This is a genomic window from Providencia sp. Je.9.19 (assembly GCF_051129765.1).
Taxonomy (GTDB): Bacteria; Pseudomonadota; Gammaproteobacteria; order Enterobacterales; family Enterobacteriaceae; genus Providencia.
On record NZ_JBCPSS010000003.1, the window covers coordinates 403,098 to 423,565 of the forward strand.

The 20,468-nt window shown below is 39.6% G+C and carries 19 protein-coding genes and 1 rRNA gene; 2 read left to right on the top strand and 18 right to left on the bottom strand.

Annotation, left to right across the window (positions count from 1 at the left end; all coding sequences use genetic code 11):
• Positions 1-30: 30 nt before the first annotated feature.
• From truD to cysJ, 11 genes are all read right to left on the bottom strand, one after another.
• Positions 31-1,089 carry a tRNA pseudouridine(13) synthase TruD gene (truD, locus tag AAZR93_RS14585; RefSeq protein WP_434720236.1) on the bottom strand — a complete coding sequence of 353 codons (1,059 nt, stop codon included), beginning with the start codon at positions 1,087-1,089 and terminating at the stop codon, positions 31-33.
• Positions 1,055-1,567: a 2-C-methyl-D-erythritol 2,4-cyclodiphosphate synthase gene (gene ispF / locus AAZR93_RS14590; RefSeq protein WP_294110191.1), complete on the bottom strand. Its 513-nt coding sequence runs from the start codon at positions 1,565-1,567 to the stop codon at positions 1,055-1,057. The genes truD and ispF overlap by 35 nt, the downstream gene beginning before the upstream one ends.
• Positions 1,568-1,580: 13 nt before the next feature.
• On the bottom strand, positions 1,581-2,306 hold the full coding sequence (gene ispD, locus AAZR93_RS14595; protein ID WP_434720237.1) for a 2-C-methyl-D-erythritol 4-phosphate cytidylyltransferase: 726 nt from the start codon (positions 2,304-2,306) through the stop codon (positions 1,581-1,583).
• A 74-nt stretch (positions 2,307-2,380) separates the two neighbouring features.
• Positions 2,381-2,677 carry a cell division protein FtsB gene (gene ftsB / locus AAZR93_RS14600; protein WP_336431019.1) on the bottom strand — a complete coding sequence of 99 codons (297 nt, stop codon included), beginning with the start codon at positions 2,675-2,677 and terminating at the stop codon, positions 2,381-2,383.
• 159 nt (positions 2,678-2,836) lie between these two features.
• A complete protein-coding gene (cysC, locus tag AAZR93_RS14605) occupies positions 2,837-3,448 on the bottom strand; it encodes an adenylyl-sulfate kinase (protein WP_434720238.1) in 612 nt (203 codons plus the stop codon).
• 5 nt (positions 3,449-3,453) lie between these two features.
• On the bottom strand, positions 3,454-4,896 hold the full coding sequence (gene cysN, locus AAZR93_RS14610) for a sulfate adenylyltransferase subunit CysN (protein WP_434720239.1): 1,443 nt from the start codon (positions 4,894-4,896) through the stop codon (positions 3,454-3,456).
• A 60-nt stretch (positions 4,897-4,956) separates the two neighbouring features.
• Positions 4,957-5,865, bottom strand: a complete 909-nt coding sequence (gene cysD / locus AAZR93_RS14615) for a sulfate adenylyltransferase subunit CysD (RefSeq protein ID WP_294110201.1) — start codon at positions 5,863-5,865, stop codon at positions 4,957-4,959.
• A 14-nt stretch (positions 5,866-5,879) separates the two neighbouring features.
• On the bottom strand, positions 5,880-7,292 hold the full coding sequence (cysG, locus tag AAZR93_RS14620) for a siroheme synthase CysG (RefSeq protein ID WP_434720240.1): 1,413 nt from the start codon (positions 7,290-7,292) through the stop codon (positions 5,880-5,882).
• 336 nt (positions 7,293-7,628) lie between these two features.
• Entirely contained in the window at positions 7,629-8,363 is a 735-nt protein-coding gene (locus AAZR93_RS14625; protein ID WP_434720241.1) for a phosphoadenylyl-sulfate reductase, read from the bottom strand.
• Positions 8,360-10,105, bottom strand: a complete 1,746-nt coding sequence (gene cysI, locus AAZR93_RS14630) for an assimilatory sulfite reductase (NADPH) hemoprotein subunit (protein ID WP_336431021.1) — start codon at positions 10,103-10,105, stop codon at positions 8,360-8,362. The genes AAZR93_RS14625 and cysI overlap by 4 nt, the downstream gene beginning before the upstream one ends.
• Entirely contained in the window at positions 10,105-11,910 is a 1,806-nt protein-coding gene (cysJ, locus tag AAZR93_RS14635) for an NADPH-dependent assimilatory sulfite reductase flavoprotein subunit (RefSeq protein WP_434720242.1), read from the bottom strand. The genes cysI and cysJ overlap by 1 nt, the downstream gene beginning before the upstream one ends.
• A gap of 325 nt (positions 11,911-12,235) precedes the next feature.
• Between cysJ and queD the strand changes: the two genes are divergently transcribed.
• On the top strand, positions 12,236-12,601 hold the full coding sequence (gene queD, locus AAZR93_RS14640) for a 6-carboxytetrahydropterin synthase QueD (RefSeq protein WP_294110211.1): 366 nt from the start codon (positions 12,236-12,238) through the stop codon (positions 12,599-12,601).
• A gap of 517 nt (positions 12,602-13,118) precedes the next feature.
• On the opposite strand, the gene queE is transcribed toward queD, so the two are convergent.
• Positions 13,119-13,790: a 7-carboxy-7-deazaguanine synthase QueE gene (gene queE / locus AAZR93_RS14645; protein WP_434720243.1), complete on the bottom strand. Its 672-nt coding sequence runs from the start codon at positions 13,788-13,790 to the stop codon at positions 13,119-13,121.
• Positions 13,791-13,967: 177 nt separating this feature from the next.
• On the opposite strand from queE, the gene AAZR93_RS14650 reads away from it, so the two are divergent.
• Positions 13,968-15,350, top strand: a complete 1,383-nt coding sequence (locus tag AAZR93_RS14650; protein WP_434720244.1) for an amino acid permease — start codon at positions 13,968-13,970, stop codon at positions 15,348-15,350.
• A gap of 79 nt (positions 15,351-15,429) precedes the next feature.
• Here the strand turns inward: AAZR93_RS14650 and megL are convergent, their stop codons facing one another.
• The 6 genes from megL to rrf form a co-directional block, all read right to left on the bottom strand.
• Entirely contained in the window at positions 15,430-16,617 is a 1,188-nt protein-coding gene (gene megL, locus AAZR93_RS14655; protein ID WP_294110216.1) for a methionine gamma-lyase, read from the bottom strand.
• Positions 16,618-16,632: 15 nt separating this feature from the next.
• Complete coding sequence (locus AAZR93_RS14660) at positions 16,633-17,025, bottom strand: hypothetical protein (RefSeq protein WP_294110219.1); 393 nt, start codon at positions 17,023-17,025, stop codon at positions 16,633-16,635.
• Between the two features lie 13 nt (positions 17,026-17,038).
• Positions 17,039-18,226 carry an NAD(P)/FAD-dependent oxidoreductase gene (locus AAZR93_RS14665; protein ID WP_294110221.1) on the bottom strand — a complete coding sequence of 396 codons (1,188 nt, stop codon included), beginning with the start codon at positions 18,224-18,226 and terminating at the stop codon, positions 17,039-17,041.
• A 217-nt stretch (positions 18,227-18,443) separates the two neighbouring features.
• Positions 18,444-19,019, bottom strand: a complete 576-nt coding sequence (locus tag AAZR93_RS14670; protein WP_434720245.1) for a DUF1287 domain-containing protein — start codon at positions 19,017-19,019, stop codon at positions 18,444-18,446.
• A gap of 69 nt (positions 19,020-19,088) precedes the next feature.
• Complete coding sequence (locus tag AAZR93_RS14675; RefSeq protein WP_294110225.1) at positions 19,089-19,883, bottom strand: endonuclease/exonuclease/phosphatase family protein; 795 nt, start codon at positions 19,881-19,883, stop codon at positions 19,089-19,091.
• 467 nt (positions 19,884-20,350) lie between these two features.
• A 5S ribosomal RNA gene (rrf, locus tag AAZR93_RS14680) occupies positions 20,351-20,466 on the bottom strand.
• Positions 20,467-20,468 lie beyond the last annotated feature (2 nt).

Here is a 20,468-nt window from a genome sequence, read left to right on the forward strand (position 1 = left end):
TCAATGGATGTCTATGGATAAAGATTATCATTACTCAATAAAATCTTTAGCATCAACACTGTCCTGATTGTCCTGACTGATAATTTCTCGCACTAAACTGGTTGCAAAACTGCCTGAATTTAGGAAAAAGTGCAATTTCAGCGTTGAATCATCCAGCCATTCCCACTGTAAATTTTGTGGTTTTATGATTATGGCTCTTCTTGCAGGAGATACACGCTCACTTTTCATCAGTGCAAGAAAAGGCTGATAATTTTCCAAACACTGAGTTTCAAATGCTAAGGCATCATCCTGCGTACCCAACTCGCCATCACCAGGTAGTGGTGCGGTGGCACTGAGCTCAGATGATAACAAGCGTGCTTGAAGCGCCGGTAGTTCATCAGCGGTTGCAACAAACCAACTTCCTCGCCCTGTTAGCTGTAAAGCATCGCCTAATAATGCCTGCTGAGCAGTATTATTCTCAATACGTTCACTTGCAATATAATTAAACATTGCACTACGCGCAGCAGATAAATAAAAGCTACGTTTACTCCGTTCGCGAACCTGAATCTCTTGGTTTGCCCAACGAAGTGCTTGAATTAAATTTTGGCCACCACGACCAAAACGCTGTTCGCCAAAATAATTAGGAACACCTAATAAGGCGATTTTTTGTAGGCGTTGTTCAACATCATCAGGCACCGAAATATTGCGCAGCGTTATTTCAAACTGGTTTCCTTTCAAGGTACCAATACGCAATTTTCTTTTTTGCCTTGTTGTTGCAAGTACTCGGCAACCTTCTAGCTGCCACATAGAAAAGTCAGGCGTTTCTTTACCTGGCATCTGTAAACAAAACCATTGTTCAGTCACTGCATGCCTATCTTTTAGGCCGGCATAGCTAACTGATTTAGCAGAAATTTTAGCAAACTTTGCCAATTGCTCTGCAACAAAAGAGGTATTACAGCCGATTTTTTCGACGCGAACCATCACATGCTCACCATCGCCATCAAGCTCAAAACCTAAATCTTCTTTTACAATAAAATCTTCAGGAATACTTTTCAGTGTACCTAAAGAGAGTGGTTTACCATGCAGGTACTGTACATTCATGAGTGTCATTACTGTTGTCTTTAACTAATAAAACGACTGCCGCACAAGCAATCCCTTCTTTACGACCCACAAAACCAAGTTGCTCTGTTGTGGTCGCTTTGACGTTAACATCGTCCATGTGACATTCAAGATCTTCAGCGATATTGACCCGCATCTGTGGAATATGTGGCAACATTTTAGGTGCTTGAGCCATAATTGTAATGTCAATATTGCCAATGCTATAGCCTTTTTCACGAACCCGGCGAAATGCTTCTCTCAATAGTACACGGCTATCAGCCCCTTTATAAGCAGGGTCAGTATCTGGAAATAATTTTCCAATATCGCCAAGTGCTGCGGCACCTAGAATAGCATCAGTCGCGGCGTGTAATACAACATCACCATCAGAATGTGCAAGTAGGCCTTGCTCATAAGGTACACGAACACCAGCGATAATAATCGGACCTTCACCACCAAATTTGTGCACATCAAAACCGTGTCCAATTCTCATTTTCTTTTCCTTATTATTTAATTCTTGAAAGATAAAATTCCGCCAGCGCTAAATCTTCAGGTTGCGTTATTTTTAAATTATCCGCTCTCCCTACTACCAATTTAGGCTGATAACCACAATATTCGAGCGCAGAAGCTTCATCAGTTATGATCGTTTTTTCTTTCAAGGCCTTGCTTAGACAGTCACGTAACAACAACAACGGAAAAAATTGTGGCGTCAATGCATGCCAAAGTGCTTCACGCTCAACAGTATGATCAATAAGCTGATCAATTTTCACACTTCGCTTCATCGTATCGCGAACAGGTGCTGCGAGTATGCCACCACAGCAATCTTTGTTAGTTGCTAATTGAATAATTTGGTTCAAATCATCTTGATGAAGACAAGGGCGAGCTGCATCATGTACTAACACCCAGCTATTGAGATAATCTGCATTTTTTGCTAGAAAATCTAAACCTGCCAGAACCGAATCCGCCCTTTCTTTACCACCAATAACCGTGATAATACGAGTCTCTTTTGCGATTTCAAGTTGCTGAAAACAATCATCTTCAGCACTCAGCACGACAATAATACATTGAATTAAAGGATTTAATAGCAGTGCATTAATCGTATGCTCAATAATTGTTTTACCTGCTATCTGCAAATATTGTTTAGGACAATCAGCATTCATCCGGCTACCGATACCCGCAGCAGGAATTAACGCGACAATGGGTGAGGCACCATGAGTTGTTGGATTTATCATTATTTATTTGAGTCTTACATCAGAAATTATTAGGCTAATGGGTATAGTTACGGGTAATACAATCTGGTATCAGGTCACTGGGATGAATTCTGGTTATTATTTTCTTTGACCATTCGATAGAATGATTCCCCAGGTTTTAACATACCTAATTCGCTTCGGGCTCGTTCTTCTATTGCATCCTGACCATCATTCAAATCATTGATTTCAGCAAATAGCTGCTCATTACGCATTTTTAGGCGTGAATTAACGATTTCTTGAGCGGCGACATCATCTTTGACGCGAACATAATCATGTATGCCATTTTTTCCTAGCCATAAGGAATACTGTAACCATGCTAATATTGCGATTAACAGTAACGTTAATTTGCCCATCTTGCCCCCTAAAATGATTTGCTAATCATCCCATAACTGAGCCCATGACGCTACTGTGATACAAATATTGTGGTAAAAAGTCAGAATAATTCAGGTAAGAATAGGTTATATATCATCCAATTTTATAATTAAATAAAAAAAGATGATATTTTTGCTCAATCAATAGGTAGCTTGAATGATATTTTTACGAACGAGTAAATCCACTATTTGAGAAACAGAATCGATAACTGGGTTCAGTCCATCTATCTGTAATTCAGGATTTTCAGGCGTTTCATAGGGGGAATCAATACCAGTGAACTGCGTTATTTTTCCTTCTCTTGCCTGCTGATATAAACCTTTAGGATCGCGCTGCTCACAAATTTCAATAGGGGTAGCAACATGCAATTCAAAAAATTGGTCTTGTTCGAATAAATCACGTACTTTTTGCCTATCAGCCTGATAAGGTGAAATAAATGCAGTAGCAACAACTAAACCTGCATCTACCATCAACTTTGCCACCTCACCTATCCTTCGAATATTTTCTTGTCTATCTGACTCACTAAAACCCAAATCGCCACATAATCCATGACGAATATTATCACCATCAAGTAAATAGGTTTTCACACCCATTAATGCTAATTGATGCTCAACGGCACCGGCGAGTGTTGATTTTCCTGAGCCTGATAGACCGGTAAACCATAACACTGCGCCTTTGTGTCCATTAGCAACCTCACGATGCTGGCGAGTCACAAGATGAGGATGCCAAACAATATTGTCATTTTTTTGTGTCATTGACGTTATTTCCCACCAAGTACATCACGCGCACCCCAATGCGGGAAATGTCGACGGATTAGCTGATTAAGTTCAATCTCAAACTCACTAAACGCACTTTTTTGTTCAAAGAGTTGTGTTTGTGTATCGCGTACCAGACCGGCGCCCACAGTCACATTGGTTAAACGATCGATTAAAATCATCCCTCCCGTTTCGGCATTACGTTGGTAGTTCTCCAACAATAGTGGTTCATCAAATGAAAACTCGACTAAACCAATCCCATTTAACGGTAACTCTGTGGAAACCTTTTGAGTCAAATTATTCACATCCACTTGATATTGAATGTTTTCGACTTTTGCACGGCTACGTTTCCCCGCGATTTTAATATCTAGTTGTTGCCCTTGTACTAAAGGTTGCTCAGACATCCAAACGACATCAATTAACGCGTGCTGAGTACTTTGCAAGGATTCATCTTCAGCCACAATTAAATCGCCACGGCTAATATCAATTTCATCGTCAAGTACCAAAGTAATCGCTTCCCCCGGTACAGCAAAATCTTGTGTACCCGAAAATGTGACTATTTGTTTGATTTTGGAAATTGATCCTGCGGGTAATATTTTAACCTTTTGTCCAACACGCAAGATCCCCGAGGACAATGTACCGCTGTAGCCTCTAAAATCTAAATTTGGTCGATTAACATATTGCACAGGAAAGCGCAGTGCTTGTTCTGATGCATTTTGTTTCACTTGTACGGTTTCTAAAATATCGAGTAACGTTTCGCCCTGATACCACGACAAACTATCGCTTCTATTAACTATATTATCACCATCAAGGGCAGATATTGGTACAAACCAAACATCCAACTCAACAGGTAGTTCAGTAATAAATTGTTGATAGTCATGTTTAATTTTTTCAAAAGCTTCTTGGCTGTAATCCACCAAATCCATCTTGTTCACTGCAACAATTAAATGACGAATTCCGAGCAATGTACTAATAAAACTGTGACGACGAGTTTGCTCTTGTACTCCTTTTCGAGCATCGATCAACAAAATAGAAAGTGAGCAAGTTGATGCACCTGTCGCCATATTGCGCGTATATTGCTCATGTCCTGGGGTATCGGCGATAATAAACTTACGTTTTTCTGTTGAAAAATAGCGATAAGCCACATCAATAGTGATCCCTTGCTCACGTTCAGCCGCAAGACCATCCACTAGCAACGCTAAATCTAATTTTTCACCCTGAGTGCCAATACGTTTACTGTCACTTTGCAGTACGGATAGCTGATCTTGATAAATTTGGCGGGTATCATGTAATAAGCGGCCTATGAGCGTGCTTTTACCATCATCCACATTTCCACAGGTGAGAAATCGTAGTAAACCTTTTTGTTGTTGAGCGAGTAAATAAGCCTCAACACCACCTTGTAGTTCAATTTGTTGTGCAATAGATTCGTTATAAGCAACTTGTGCCATGATTTTGCTCCCTATTCCGTTGATAACTCAATGCCCGCAAAGACTAAATACGCTTGATCATTAAAAGTACCCTTGGCGCTTTTTCAGCTCCATGGAAGCGGATTGGTCACTATCAATTAAACGCCCTTGGCGCTCACTTGTGGTTGAAATCAGCATTTCTTCAATAATTTCTGGCAGAGTTTGCGCATTTGACTCCACAGCTCCAGTGAGTGGCCAGCAGCCTAAAGTACGAAAACGGACTTTTTGCTTAGCGATCATTTCACCTGATTTCAAATCAATGCGATCGTCATCGACCATCAATAAAGCACCATCGCGTTCAATTACAGGGCGCTCTTTAGCGAAATATAAAGGAACAATATCGATATTTTCTAAATAGATATATTGCCAAATATCCAGTTCAGTCCAGTTAGATAATGGGAAAACGCGAATACTTTCCCCTTTATTAATTTGGCCATTATAGTTATGCCATAACTCAGGGCGCTGATTTTTAGGATCCCAGCGATGAGACCTATCTCGAAACGAATAAATACGCTCTTTGGCTCGTGATTTTTCTTCATCACGACGCGCACCACCAAAAGCAGCATCAAAACCGTATTTATCTAACGCTTGCTTCAACCCTTCCGTTTTCATGATATCAGTGTGCTTAGCACTACCATGAATAAACGGGTTGATCCCCAATCTTTCCCCTTCCGGGTTACGGTGAATCAATAACTCAAAACCATATTTTCGCGCAGTCTCATCACGAAACTCATACATTTCACGAAATTTCCATCCTGTATCAACGTGCAATAATGGAAAGGGTAGCTTGCCGGGATAAAAGGCTTTACGCGCTAAATGCAACATCACAGATGAGTCTTTGCCTATCGAATAAAGCATCACTGGGTTAGCAAATTCTGCGGCAACTTCTCGAATAATATGAATACTTTCGGCTTCTAATTGCTGTAAATGTGTCAATCGTTTCTCGTTCATGATGGCCTCCTTAATTAAGCCAATTCCAGCACGGCGCTGCGCCATCTGATGTCTTCAGTTTGTTGACCAAACCACGCAAGTTGATGATGTAATGCGGCGACCTCGCCAATAACGATTAATGCGGGAGCAGGGGCTTGCTGCGCTAATGTATCCAATTCATGAAGTTGCCCCGTCACCACCTTCTGGTTACGCCTTGTCCCGCAACCAATAACAGCAATAGGTGTTTCTCGATCACGACCAAAGTGAATCAATTGCTGACTAATATTCGCCGCCTTGACCGTTCCCATATAAATAGCAAGAGTTTGATTTCCGCGAGAAAGCGCCTGCCAATCTAATTCGGCACCCTCATCGCGACAGTGACCGGTAATGAAAGTGATGCTTTGAGAATGTTCACGATGAGTCAGCGGTATTCCCGCATAAGCAGTTGCACCAATTGCCGCCGTCACACCTGGCACCACTTGAAATGGAATACCTGCTTGAGCTGCAATTTGTAACTCTTCCCCACCGCGCCCGAATACAAATGGGTCGCCACCTTTCAAGCGAACCACCTTTTTACCTTGCAGAGCATATTTAACGATCAATTCATTGGTTTCTTCTTGAGAAACCGAGTGATTACCCGCGCGTTTACCGACACAAACTTTGTCGGCATCACGACGAACCAGTTCTAATATCTCTTCGCTAACCAAGTGGTCGTACAAAACCACATCAGCACTTTGTAAGACGCGTAAGCCTTTTAACGTTAACAAACCCGCATCACCAGGACCGGCGCCCACTAAAATAAGCTCTCCGCTGTTATCTTGCTGATAAAGCTGGCGTTCTAGTTGCTGTTCGGCTGCACTCAATTGCCCATTCTCAACCAATGAAGCAAAGTGACCACTAAAGCTTTTTTCCCAGAAACGTTTTCTTTCTCGTAAATTAGTTAAGGACTCTTTCACCTTGCCACGCCAACGGCCGGCAATTTCAGCCATTTTGCCTAAAGATGTCGGCAGCATAGTTTCCAATTTTTCTCTAAGAAGACGCGCTAATACTGGGGCTGTTCCGCCAGAGGAAATTGCGACAATAACGGGAGAACGATCAATAATGGATGGCACAATAAACGAGCACAGCGGTTGATCATCAACGACGTTAGCAAAGATTTTTCGCTCATTTGCATCATGAAAAATTCTCTCATTCAATTTTCCATCATCCGTTGCAGCTATGACTAAATAAGCATCATTTAAATGATGTGATTGATAGTCATGTTGCAGCCAAATAAATTTCTGTTGTTGATATTCTTGCTGTAACTGTGGACACAGCTCTGGAGATACAATAACCAGTGCAGCATGAGCTTTCAGTAATAGCTCCGCCTTGCGAGCAGCCACAACACCACCGCCAATAAGTACGACTTTACGGGTTCGAAGATCCACAAATAACGGTAAGTAATCCATATTGCTCATCCATAGTTATATGCTGTTATATATTTTTTTTATAAGTTAATTGATTTGACTATATGGCCTGAAGAGGCCGGTTTGAAATGCCAAAAAATCATTACTTGTAACTCAAAAGCATAAGCAAATAAAAAATCATTAAGATCGGCTAAAAAACATTAAAATAGATAAAAAGAACAAACTAATATCAAATATCATCATTTCTTGATAAGAAAAAAATCAATATAAAAAAGAGATAACTTAATTTAGAAATACAACTATCTCTTTGTAATTAAACAAATATTATTAATGATATATAAATTAGGGGATCGTCTGTAACAATAACCCTATTACAGACTAATTTTCATGAAGACCACATTCACGTTTCAAACCAAAGAAACGTGTATCTTCCTCACTCATTCCTGCTTCCCATTTTCGCGTCGTGTGGGTATCACCAACAGATAAATAACCTTGATCCCATAAAGGATGATAAGGCAATTGATGCTGCGTTAAATATTCATAAACTTGCTTATTATTCCAATCAATCACAGGTAACAATTTAAAAATACCACGTCCAATTCCCAGCACAGAGAGAGATGCTCGACTTGCCGACTGCTCTCGTCTTAGCCCTGAAAACCAACTTTCGGCTTGTAATTCCTGTAACGCTCTATCCATCGGCTCTACTTTATTCAATTGATTGTAACGCTCAATTCCTTCTATTCCTTGAGTCCATAGTTGCCCATGAATCGCTTCTTGCCACGCAGGTGATAGCGCCGAGCGATATACTTTTAAATTTAGCTTTAACCTATCAGTCAGCTGCTCAATAAATTGATAAGTTTCTGGAAATAAATACCCCGTATCCGTTAGTATTACAGGAATATCAGGCATGACCTGCGTCACCATATGCAAAGTCAATGCAGCTTGAATACCAAAACTTGAACTCAAAACAAACTCTGTCGGTAAATATTCAGCTGCCCACTCAATACGTTGTAGAGCACTCATCGATTCCAACTGCACATTTAATGCAGATAAATGTTGAATCTGCTGCTCTTTACTTAAATTTTGTATTTCAGCTAATTGAAGCCGAGTCATACTGCCTCCTTGACCTCATAAAAATCAACTGCGGAATTGAGCACAGGCTTCACAATACCGGAACGAATAACAAAATCGCCAAATCCTTCCTCTGCTTGCCGCTCTTTAGCCCAACGTCCGATGAGTTCGTCTAAAATAGATAAAATTTCTGCACTGGTAATATTTTCACGAAATAATCGAGGAATACGTGTTCCAATACGATTACCGCCTAAATGCAGGTTATACCTATCCATAGCTTTACCAACTAGCCCCACTTCTGCCAACATTGCGCGACCACAGCCATTTGGACAACCCGTAATACGTAAAACAATATGTTCATCCGCAACATGATGGAATGCCATTATTTTTTCGATATCATCCGTAAAGGCAGGTAAAAAGCGCTCAGCCTCTGCCATTGCTAATGGACAAGTTGGAAATGATACGCAAGCCATTGAATTTTCACGTTGGTGACTAATACCGTCACTCATTAATCCATGAGAACGCGCGATTTGTTCAATCAACGCTTTATCTTCTTCAGGCACACCCGCCACTATTAAATTTTGGTTTGCCGTTAAACGAAAATCCCCTTTATGAATACGAGCAATCTCTGCAACTCCAGTCTTTAGCGGCTTATCTTCCGTATCAATTAATCGACCATTTTCAATAAATAGAGTTAAATGCCAGCGATTATCAATACCTTTTAGCCAACCAATTTTGTCGCCACGATCAGTAAACTCATAAGGCTTGATAGGTTCAAAGATCACCCCAGAACGCCTTTCAACCTCAGCTTTAAATGTCTCAACACCAACACGCTCAAGGGTATATTTGGTTTTCGCATTTTTGCGTTCTGTTCTATTTCCCCAATCACGCTGCGTAGTCACAATCGCTTGTGCAATCGCTAATGTTTTATCCAATGGAATAAAACCAAACTCACTGGCTAGACGAGGGAATGTCGCCGTATCGCCATGAGTCATCGCCAACCCGCCCCCCACAAGCACGTTAAAGCCAATGAGTTCACCCTCTTTGGCAATAGCGATAAAATTCATATCGTTTGCATGAAGATCCACATCATTCAAAGGCGGGATCACCACCGTAGTTTTAAATTTACGAGGTAAATACGTTTGTCCGAGTATCGGCTCTTCATCCGTGGTCACGATTTTTTCTTTATCGAGCCATATCTCTGCATAGGCTGTAGTGCGAGGCAAAAGATGCTCAGAGATTTTTTTCGCCCATTCATACGCTTGCTGATGCAGTTCTGACTGAACAGGATTTGAAGTACAAAGCACATTACGGTTAACATCATTGGCGGTCGCTAAGGCATCCAGCCCAACATGGTTTAGCATTTGGTGAGCGGGTTTCACATCCCCTTTTAAAATCCCATGAAATTGGAATGTTTGTCGGTTAGTGATGCGAACACTGCCATATAATGTGTGTTCTGTTGCAAATTGGTCAATATCAAGCCATTGCTTAGGTGAAATGATTCCACCCGGCAAACGACAACGCAACATCATCGCATGACGCGGCTCTAATTTTTGCTCGACACGTTCCGCACGAATATCACGATCGTCTTGCTGATACATGCCATGAAAGCGGATCAATAAAAAATTATCCCCCTCAAAGCCACCCGTTAAACCATTTTTCAAATCGTCTTTGATAGTGCCACGCAAATAATTACTATTTACTTTCATACGTTCACTATCGGCAAGTTTACCTTCAACAACTAAGGGCTTATCTTGTAAGGATTTTTCTTGTTCATTGCTCATTAATAAACATCCCTCTGATAACGGCGCGTCACACGCAGCTCACTTAAAAATTCATCAGCTTGCTCGCTATCCATGCTTCCATACTGACTGATGATATCCAATAAAGCCTGTTCTACATCTTTTGCCATACGGTTGGCATCACCACAGACGTAAATATGGGCGCCTTGTTCTAGCCAGTCCCACACCTCTTTACCTTGTTCCCGCAACTTATCTTGTACATAGATTTTTTGAGCCTGATCTCGTGACCAAGCGAATGAAATGCGAGTTAGCAAACCATCTTTAACGTAGCGTTGCCACTCGACTTGATAGAGAAAATCATCAACAAAATGTGGATTACCAAAAAACAGCCAATTTTTACCCGTTGCGCCGTCGTTATCTCTTTGCTGTAAAAAGGCGCGAAAAGGCGCGATCCCCGTTCCTGGCCCTATCATGATAACGGGTTTAGATTCATCACTTGGCAAACGAAAATTATCATTGTGTTCAATGAAAACACGTAATTCATCACCTTCATTCAAGCGATCGGCTAAAAAGCCAGAAGCACCGCCAGTACGTGCTTTTCCATCAATGTCATAGCGAACAACACCGACAGTTGCATGTACTTCATCTTCTGACTCTGCTTGTGATGATGAAATTGAATATAAACGCGGCGTTAATGGGCGCAGGAGATCAACAAATTCTTGAGCCGTTGGTTGTGCCGCAGCTTGGCGAACCATATCCACAATCGGCATTGTTTGCGCATAATGTAAGATGGCTTTTTTATCGCTAATCAGTGCTAGAAGTGCATCATCCTTAGACAATTGCGCGTATTTTTCGACAATAAGATGCGTATTTTGAGTTAACTCTAATTGGTAAATTAGTGCATCACGTAAAGAATGACGTTGCTTGCCAATAAAAACGTCTTCATCGCCTTGTAACCACAATAATGCCACCAGCTCATCCACTAATGCTGGATCATTATCAAACCATACACCAAGCGAATCACCCGGTTGATAACGTAAGCCTGAATCACCCAAATCAATTTCAATATGCCTAACATCTTTTTGAGAATCACGACTGGTTATTTTTTGATTACTGAGTAATGACGCAGTTAACGGTGCAGTTTTACTATAAGGTGATGAATGAATTTCATTCACGCTCCCTGCTTGCGTCGTCAATAATTGGCTTGCACTTTGCGCCGGCACTCTTGCTTTTAGTATCTGAGTTAAATTATCGACCCACTCATCAGCAATAGCTTGATATTCTACATCTGCATCAATCCGCTCAAGCAATGACGTTGCACCTAACAGAGCGAGTTGATTGTCAAAATCTTTTCCTGCTTGGCAGAATTTTTCATAAGAAGAGTCACCAAGCGCAAAAATGGCGTAGCATGTTTCTGCTAAATTTGGCGCTTTCTTTGAATAAAGATATTTATACAAAGAAACAGCTTCTTCAGCAGGCTCCCCTTCACCTTGGGTCGACGCGACTATCACAAGCAACTTTTCTTTATCTATCTGTTTAAATTTATAGTCACCTGCATTTACCAAGTTAACGTTAATTTTTTCATTAATTAATCGCTCTCTAAGTTGTTCAGATAAACGGCGGGCATTACCTGTTTGCGAGGCTGAAATAATAGTGACCGTTTCTTCAGGTGCGATAGGTGCATTGGCAGCTGTATCAACGCTTGGCGTTTGATTTACCATTCCCCATAAATAGCCTGATAACCAAGCCAACTGATGAGATGAAAAATCATCTACCGCAGTCTGTAAACGCGTAAGTTGCTCTACCGATACAGGCAATGCTGATATCGGGGACTGTTTTTTCGTCATTATCCTTTAACCTCAGAATTACTCATCATTGAATATGATCCAAATAATTAAGTTGCATTAACCCGCAAGTTCCACCATCAACTTAAAAAATTTATAACTTGTTGTTTATTTTTTATCTTTAAAATTTAGGTTTTGGACAAACAGGTTATAACAACCCATGATATTGATATAAGACACTCTAGCCATATCTAATAGCTAAAAAGCCTAAAGACTATATTCGATGATTGATATCGATAAAAAAGGTTAGTAATAATTTGGCAAATAAAGATATTTTGAAGGGAAATTACCGTACAATGCGCTATTTATTATCAATGAGAAGACATTTATGAGCACAACAATCTATAAGGATTTCACTTTTGAAGCGGCGCACAAGCTTCCTCATGTTCCAGAAGGTCATAAGTGTGGTCGCCTCCATGGTCATTCTTTCATGGTACGTTTAGAAATTACAGGGGAAGTTGATGCCTATAGCGGTTGGATTATTGATTTTTCTGACGTCAAAAAAGTGTTTAAACCTATTTTAGAGCAACTCGATCACCATTATCTGAATGATATTACCGGACTTGAAAATCCAACCAGCGAAGTGCTTTCCCGTTGGATTTGGCTACAAACTAAACCTCTATTGCCACAATTAAGCGCAGTCACTGTCAAAGAAACCTGCACTGCGGGTTGTATCTATCGCGGTGAAAATTAGTTTTAATGAAATAAGCTAACTCAAATATAAAACTATATTTTTCAAAATAAAAACCTATTTTTTCATTATAAAATCATTATTCTAAATAGTTCGAGTTATAGCAAGGCGGCAAGTGAAACTAAGCCCTAGGAGCATACATAAGTATGTGACTAGGGTTAGTAAACGCAGCCAACACAGCTATAGCTCGAAATATGACGAATAATATACATAGCCCTAGGAGCATACAATAAGTATGTAACTAGGGTTAGTAAACGCAGCCAACACAGCTATAGCTCGAAATATGACGAATAATATACATAGCCCTGGGAGCGTACAATAAGTATGTGACTAGGGTTAGTTTCGGGTAGCCAACACCCCTATAACTCGAAATATAACAAATAAAATGTTGTTCTAAATAGTTCGAGTTATAGCAAGACGGCAAGTGAAACTAAGCCCTAGGAGCATACATAAGTATGTGACTAGGGTTAGTAAACGCAGCCAACACAGCTATAGCTCGAAATATGACGAACAACAAGAATTAGGGGATAGCTAAATACTTATGCGTCTGAATTGATAGCCGCCAATTACGCTCAATACAGGTATCAATACACAATTTTGTCGCTGAGGCCTTTTGGCTAATTGGCTGTAGTGCAACTACAGGCGGAGTTTCTAGTGTTCTCATAGCCAGTAATTCATCTAGTGCTTGGATATCTTTTTCCCTTGCTACGGGGTGTTTTATTTCATTAGCTCGATTTACTGCCTGCTTTAATACTTTTAAGCCACCTTTCATACCCACTTTTGGAGAAACAGTCACCCATGTATTATCTGAGCATTGAATTGGATATGTCCCGCTGGTTTCTATTTGGCACTGATAACCTTTTAATTCGAGCTCGTTCGTTAGCGGCGTTAAATCATAAATACAGGGTTCTCCCCCTGTGATGACAATATGTTTAGCGCTATATTTTTTTTCTCTCATCAAATCTATCAATGTATTTGTATCCGACATTGCCCACTCATCGCTATCTAGCGTTTTTAATGCAATGTCGCCAAGTGTCGTTTCTTTACTTGGATCTTTTTCCCACGTCTGTTTTGTATCGCACCAACTACATCCCACAGGACAGCCTTGCAAACGAATAAAAACAGCCGGAACACCAGTAAAAACGCCTTCTCCCTGTAATGTTTGAAAGATTTCATTAATTGGGTATTTCATATCACGCCTAAAATAGTTAATAAGGGGCACATTATATTGCAGATATCTATCTCATGAACAAGGCACTTTGTGATAATGTAGCAACCTTGAGCTTAATAAAGTACGTCTAGTTCAATAAACGAAACCGAAACAATATTCGGTGCAATAACTAGCGCTAAGGCAAAGACAGGAAAAGATATGCAAAGTAGTGAACAAAATCAACTCAGAAAGGGACTGAGTGTCAGGCACATTCGCTTTATGGCTTTAGGGTCAGCGATCGGAACCGGTTTATTTTATGGTTCTGCATCCGCAATTCAAGCAGCAGGGCCTGCAGTGTTGATTGCCTATATGGTCGGCGGTGCCGCTGTATTTATGGTAATGCGAGCGCTTGGTGAAATGGCGGTCCATAATCCAGTTCCAGGCTCTTTCTCTCATTATGCAAGCCATTACATGGGGCCATTAGCGGGCTTCTTAACAGGCTGGAATTATATTTTTGAAATGCTAGTCGTATGCTTAGCCGATATTACTGCTTTTGGTATGTATATGGGATTCTGGTTCCCTGATGTGGACCAGTGGATATGGGTATTAAGTATTGTACTATTTATAGGCGCACTCAATTTATGCCATGTTAAAATTTTCGGTGAAATGGAGTTTTGGCTATCCATAATAAAAGTCAGCGCTATTATTGCCATGATCGTTGGCGGTGCTTTCTTAATGTTCTACGGATTTGGTAAAGAAACAGACCACGCCGTTGGCATTCAGAACCTCTGGCAGCATGGTGGTTTCATGCCGAATGGTATTGAAGGCGTTATTGCCTCACTCGCCATCGTAATGTTTGCTTTTGGTGGTATTGAAGTTATTGGTATTACTGCTAGCGAAGCGCAAGATCCAGAAAAAACAATTCCTAAAGCCATTAATGCCGTACCAGTCCGTATTCTATTATTCTATGGATTAACCTTATTTATATTGATGTGTATTTATCCATGGAACCAAGTTGGTCAGAATGGTAGCCCATTTGTACAAATATTCTCCAGTCTGAATATTTCTTCTGCGGCAAATATCTTAAATGTTGTCGTTATAACCGCAGCCATTTCGGCCATTAACAGTGATATTTTTGGTGCAGGTCGGATGATGTATGGTATGGCACAAGATAGACAAGCACCAAAAATATTTACTAAACTGACTCGCAATGGCGTGCCATGGGTTACTGTACTCGTGATGTCAGTTGTTATGCTGCTTGGCGTATATCTAAACTTTTTATTACCTGAGAAAATTTTCGTTATCATTGCGTCCATCGCAACCTTCGCGACAGTCTGGGTTTGGCTGATGATATTGCTTTCACAAGTTGCAATGCGTCGCCAAATGAGCAAAGAAGAAGTGAAAAAGCTAAAATTTCCGATTCCTTTTTGGCCTATCGGACCTGCAATCACCATTGCATTTATGGTCTTTGTCATCGCACTATTAGGCTTTTTTAAAGATACGCAAATTGCGTTAATTGTTGGATTTGCTTGGGTGGCAATACTCAGCGTCGCTTTCTTATTCATGAGAATATTTCAGAAAAATAAAAGTGAACAAAATTAAACTATTATCACTCTAGCAAAATAGTGTTTAAACCATTTAAATGCCCTATATTAATAAAAATATGGGGCATTTTTTATCATTAATGCGCTAACGCTTGTTTAAGGTCAGCGACTAAATCATCAACATTTTCTAAGCCAATTGAGAGTCGAATAAGGCCATCACTAATCCCATATTGCTGTCTTTCTTCTGCAGAATAAGTCGAATGAGTCATACTCGCTGGATGTTGAGCCAATGATTCACAATCACCTAAACTTACAGCTCGAGAAAATAAATTAAGCTGATTTAAAAAACGTTTACCTGCCTCAATCCCCCCCTTTAACTCAAACGCTATCATGCCGCCTGCTAACCGCATTTGTTTTTTAACCAATTGATATTGCTCAAAGCTCTCAAGACCAGGATACATAACATGATCAACCTCTGGATGAGAATCAAGATACTTAGCAACAAGCATGGCATTCTCAACAATACGATCCATCCGTATAGGGAGCGTTTTCATTCCCCTAAGAACTAAATTCGCATCATGAGGAGATAAACATGCCCCCGTCATATCCTTTAAGCCAACTAATCGAATCTGTTTTGCTATCTCTGCAGTCGTGACAGCAGCTCCCGCCATGACATCACCATGTCCATTCATATACTTAGTCAAAGAATGGAGCACGACATCAGCACCCAAAACGAGCGGTTTCTGGATGTAAGGCGTACAGTAAGTATTATCGACAACAACTATAATATTATGCTGATGCGCGATTTCGCTTACGACTTTGATATCGACTAAACGCATATTGGGATTTGCTGGAGATTCAAAAAAAATCATCTTCGTTTTATCGGTTATTTGTTGTTCAACCTGATGAGGGTCACTCATATCAATATGGCGAACGTTAACACCAAAACGTGCAAGCCCATGATGGAAAAAAGCATAGGTACAACCATACACTGTCATATCAACTAAGAGCTCGTCTCCCGGATTTAGCAGTGACCAAAAAGTTGAAGTAATTGCGCCCATTCCTGACGAAAAAACGACAGCAGCCTCACCTTCTTCTAAATCCGCAATTCGTTTCTCCAACAAATTCAATGTAGGATTATTAATTCGGGTATAAATATATCCTTCCCTATCCCCACTGAAACATGCGGCCCCCTCTTCTACACTACTAAATACATAAGTAGATGTTTGATATATCGGTGATGCCAATGCGCCTAAATTTTCATTCTGACTATAATGACTATGTATTATTCGAGTTTCAAAAGCACTTACTTTATCTAAATTCATACCACCTCCAAAAAATTACCGCTCCTTGGTCTGAGATAATCGAGAACCAACAATTTGTAATGTTCTTAAAACGGTACTAATTCCACGCAATGTATCTGGATCTTTTAATAAACTATATACTGAACGAAAATTATGGGATTTATCATCATAGACCGCTTCCATTTTTGCCATATTATAAGCGGTACTAAACTCCCAGACCGGGGTCAATGTATCCTCAAAAGCATTAGAGAGTTTTTCTACTGTACCTGCATCCAAAATATCGACCATATCAGATACTAAAGAAAGTAAATCAACGATATTATCTAAACGTTTCAACTGTAATAGTGGTGCAATTTTTTCGGCAAAATGTTCGCCTGATTCAGAGCTAAGTAACTCTATCAATTTTGTTTGCGGATTATCATTAGACATAATTATTTTCCTATTACACTAAACCACGAATAGCTGCCCAATAAATACCTCTATTGAAGCCATTTCTTAATAATCCACCTAACTTAGTTGGGGGGGTTGGGATCACATCATGCTTATAATCATATTGCAGTGGCATACCTGAATATAATCCCATTTGTGCAACCGCCTGAACGCGTCCATCATAAATTGCAGCTGGATAACCATAAGTTATCTCACCGCAAATATTATCAGCAATAATAGCCGCCTGATTATGGCAGCTACCACCTGCCTTACTAATAGGAAGGTCGACTGTATCACCAATGACATAAACGCCATCAACACCATAAACTTGCATCGTTTCATGGTCGGTTGGTAGCCAACCCTCACCATTATTGTGTTCGCTTAGACCTGTATTAATAACCGCCTCAACAGCAGTAATTGGTGGTGTGCTAATTAAAATATCAAATGGTTGTTCATCACCTTCTTTTGAATACGCAATTTTTTTCTCCGGATCAACATTACTTAATGTAAACCCACGCTGCGCCTTAATATTTTTAATATTAAATATTTCTGGGATAACTTCACAAACAGGCTGTTGCATGAAGAGACAATTACGTAATAATTGAGATACCGTAGGGTAAGTATAAACAATCTCAATATTATCTCTTACCCGACGTTTACGTAAAAAATCATCCAACATCAACGTTGTTTCCATTGGTGCAATTCCACATTGATGAGGAACATTAGGTGTTTCTGGAAAAGATACAGTAATAAAAATCCGCCCTTTCTCAATTTTAGATAATTGATCTGCTAATTTTCGAGCAGGTTCATATGCATAAAAATGATTCCCGATCTCTTTCAACCCTTCAATTTTGTCAGGTCTTGGTACGCATCCTGTAGCGACAACCAAATAATCATAATTATACTTTTTACCCTTTATTGATTTAAGTTCTTTATTTTTAAAATCAAATAACTCGACTTTATCAATCACTAATTCAATCTCAGGGCGTAATAATGATTGTTCACTACGGCTCAACTCTTCTTTAAAGAAAAGATTAAAAGCCACATACATAAATGCAGGCTTATAATAATGCATAGGATTATCAGTAATTAACGTTATTTTTATTTTTTTAGAGAAAATATCTTTATTAAGTTTTCTTGCCAAAATATTGGCCAGCATTGTCCCACCGGTACCACCACCAACAATCACTATATTTATCATGATATTTCATCACCTTAACTTAATAAAATTACCAATAGAGCATGCACTTCCTCCTATAAATATAGGTTATTTTAAATAATAACCTATACAATAAATTGAATATAATTAGCTAAATAACAAGAAAAACTAATCACATTAAAATATAAAATCATCCGAATAAATAAACATAAAAATAATTATTTAAATTATTATTTCAAATAGAAACTGTATCACTGATTTATTTTATATATGAGTAATGACCCACTATTTTCCATTGAAATAAAACATCCTCAGAAACCTGACCATACCCAATGTTATGCATAATAAGATAGTTTTGGTTATTGATAGATTTTATCGATGTCACAATACCAATATGAGGTCGACCATTATCCAAACGCCATGAAACTATATCCCCTGGAATATAATCTTTTGCATTTTGAGTAATAGGCTTATTCATTCCCTTTCGAGTAAAAAATGTCTCTAAATTAGGTACACGCCGATGATCAATATTGGTATCTGGCTTATTTAGACCCCACATACGTTTACTTGGATATTGGCTAAAATTATTTTTTATGTCTTCATGCAAACGCTGCTGTAGGTCAATACCTAATTTACGATAACTACGGATAACTACATCAGAACAAACTCCGTAGTTTTCAGGTACATCACCATTTGGATAAGTTATTTTTCTGTATGAAGAATCATACATGACGAGGCGAGGAAGCTGTTCTGCGTGCTTAGCTAATTCAAGGCTTGTGTTGCCTATTGCATAGGAAGAACACAATAAAATAGTTAGCGACAATAATAGTTTCAATCATTAATCTCCACAAATGTTGATTATAAAATCTACAATAATTATGAAGAAAAATAAGGTGTTAAAATCCTAAATATTAAGCAAACTAAATTGTGTAATGATAGGATTGTGATCAGAAGCATCGGTATTTAACACATGACTGTCATTAGCTTGTAAGCCACGATAAAATAAATAATCTAAAGGTCGACCAAATGCTTTTGTACGCTGATCATCATTATAATTTATTTCTTTCAATCCAATGCTACGTACAAAACGCTTAAGCGCATTCACCCGTTGGCGACTCCAAGCATTAAAGTCTCCCGCTAGGATAACAGGGCCTACATGCTTTCCAATCTGCTCCCCAAGTTTGTTAAGTTGCCTTGTATAAACATCAACACCAAAACTAAAATTAATTGCATGAACATTCGCTACCATCAGCTGTTTCCCATTAGGAAGCGGATAGACAGTAATCAAGGCCGATTTGGCCAAACGTAATAAGGGTTCTTTTTCACGCAAAGGACAACAATAGATAGGATGCGCAGTCGCAAGCGTCATCACGCCAGCAGGATGAGGTGAAAAAGGCAATGCGGGAACCTGATCTGCAATTAATTTATGGAAAGCCGCAAAACTAACAAGCTCAGGAGACATTTGGGCCTCTTGTAGCAGTATTAATTTTTTATCTTTAATTAGCTCAGCTAAGACAATCTTCCAATTTGGCCGCTGTTGCTTATAAATATTCCAAATCACCACATCAAGAGTCTCGCCCGCAGCAAATAAAGGTAATCCAATCGGCAGCGACTCCCCTAACATATGTACAGCCATAGGTTGAATACGTTCAGCGGGCTGACCTGCTATATATCGAACAGAATAGGTTCTTTTCGCCACGTTTCGAGTTCCTACATAATGGAGATTTCAATTTTACTCTAGTGTTGACTTCACTCACTAGGTTGCAGTATATCAAACATAGCAGGTGATATCTTATGAAGTTGAGTCAAAGCTTTTAGTATTAAGAATGATATATTTAAACAATACTAACGCTATAGTAAAAAAAACCACTAACATCAAATTCATCAATCTGTAGGCTATTCAAAATTCAATTTTTTTTCGTCAGCCCTGAGCTTTTATTCAAATAGAACTGAACCTTAATCACCAAAGAGTATCGATTTAATTTCGCATGGTTGTTTGCGTATTTTGATGAAGTCATTGTCAATGTTTAAACGGCCATCGACTCTCCCTCAGCGAAGGCTTGACTGTCATTGCGGTTTGTCCGCGATTCAACATTTCCGTATCGGGTTACCAAACCCCCAAACGCAAAAAAGCCACCCATTGGGTGGCTTTTCGGCTTAATTAATGTCTGGCAGTTCCCTACTCTCACATGGGGAGACCCCACACTACCATCGGCGCTACGGCGTTTCACTACTGAGTTCGGCATGGGGTCAGGTGGGACCACCGCGCTATTGCCGCCAGACA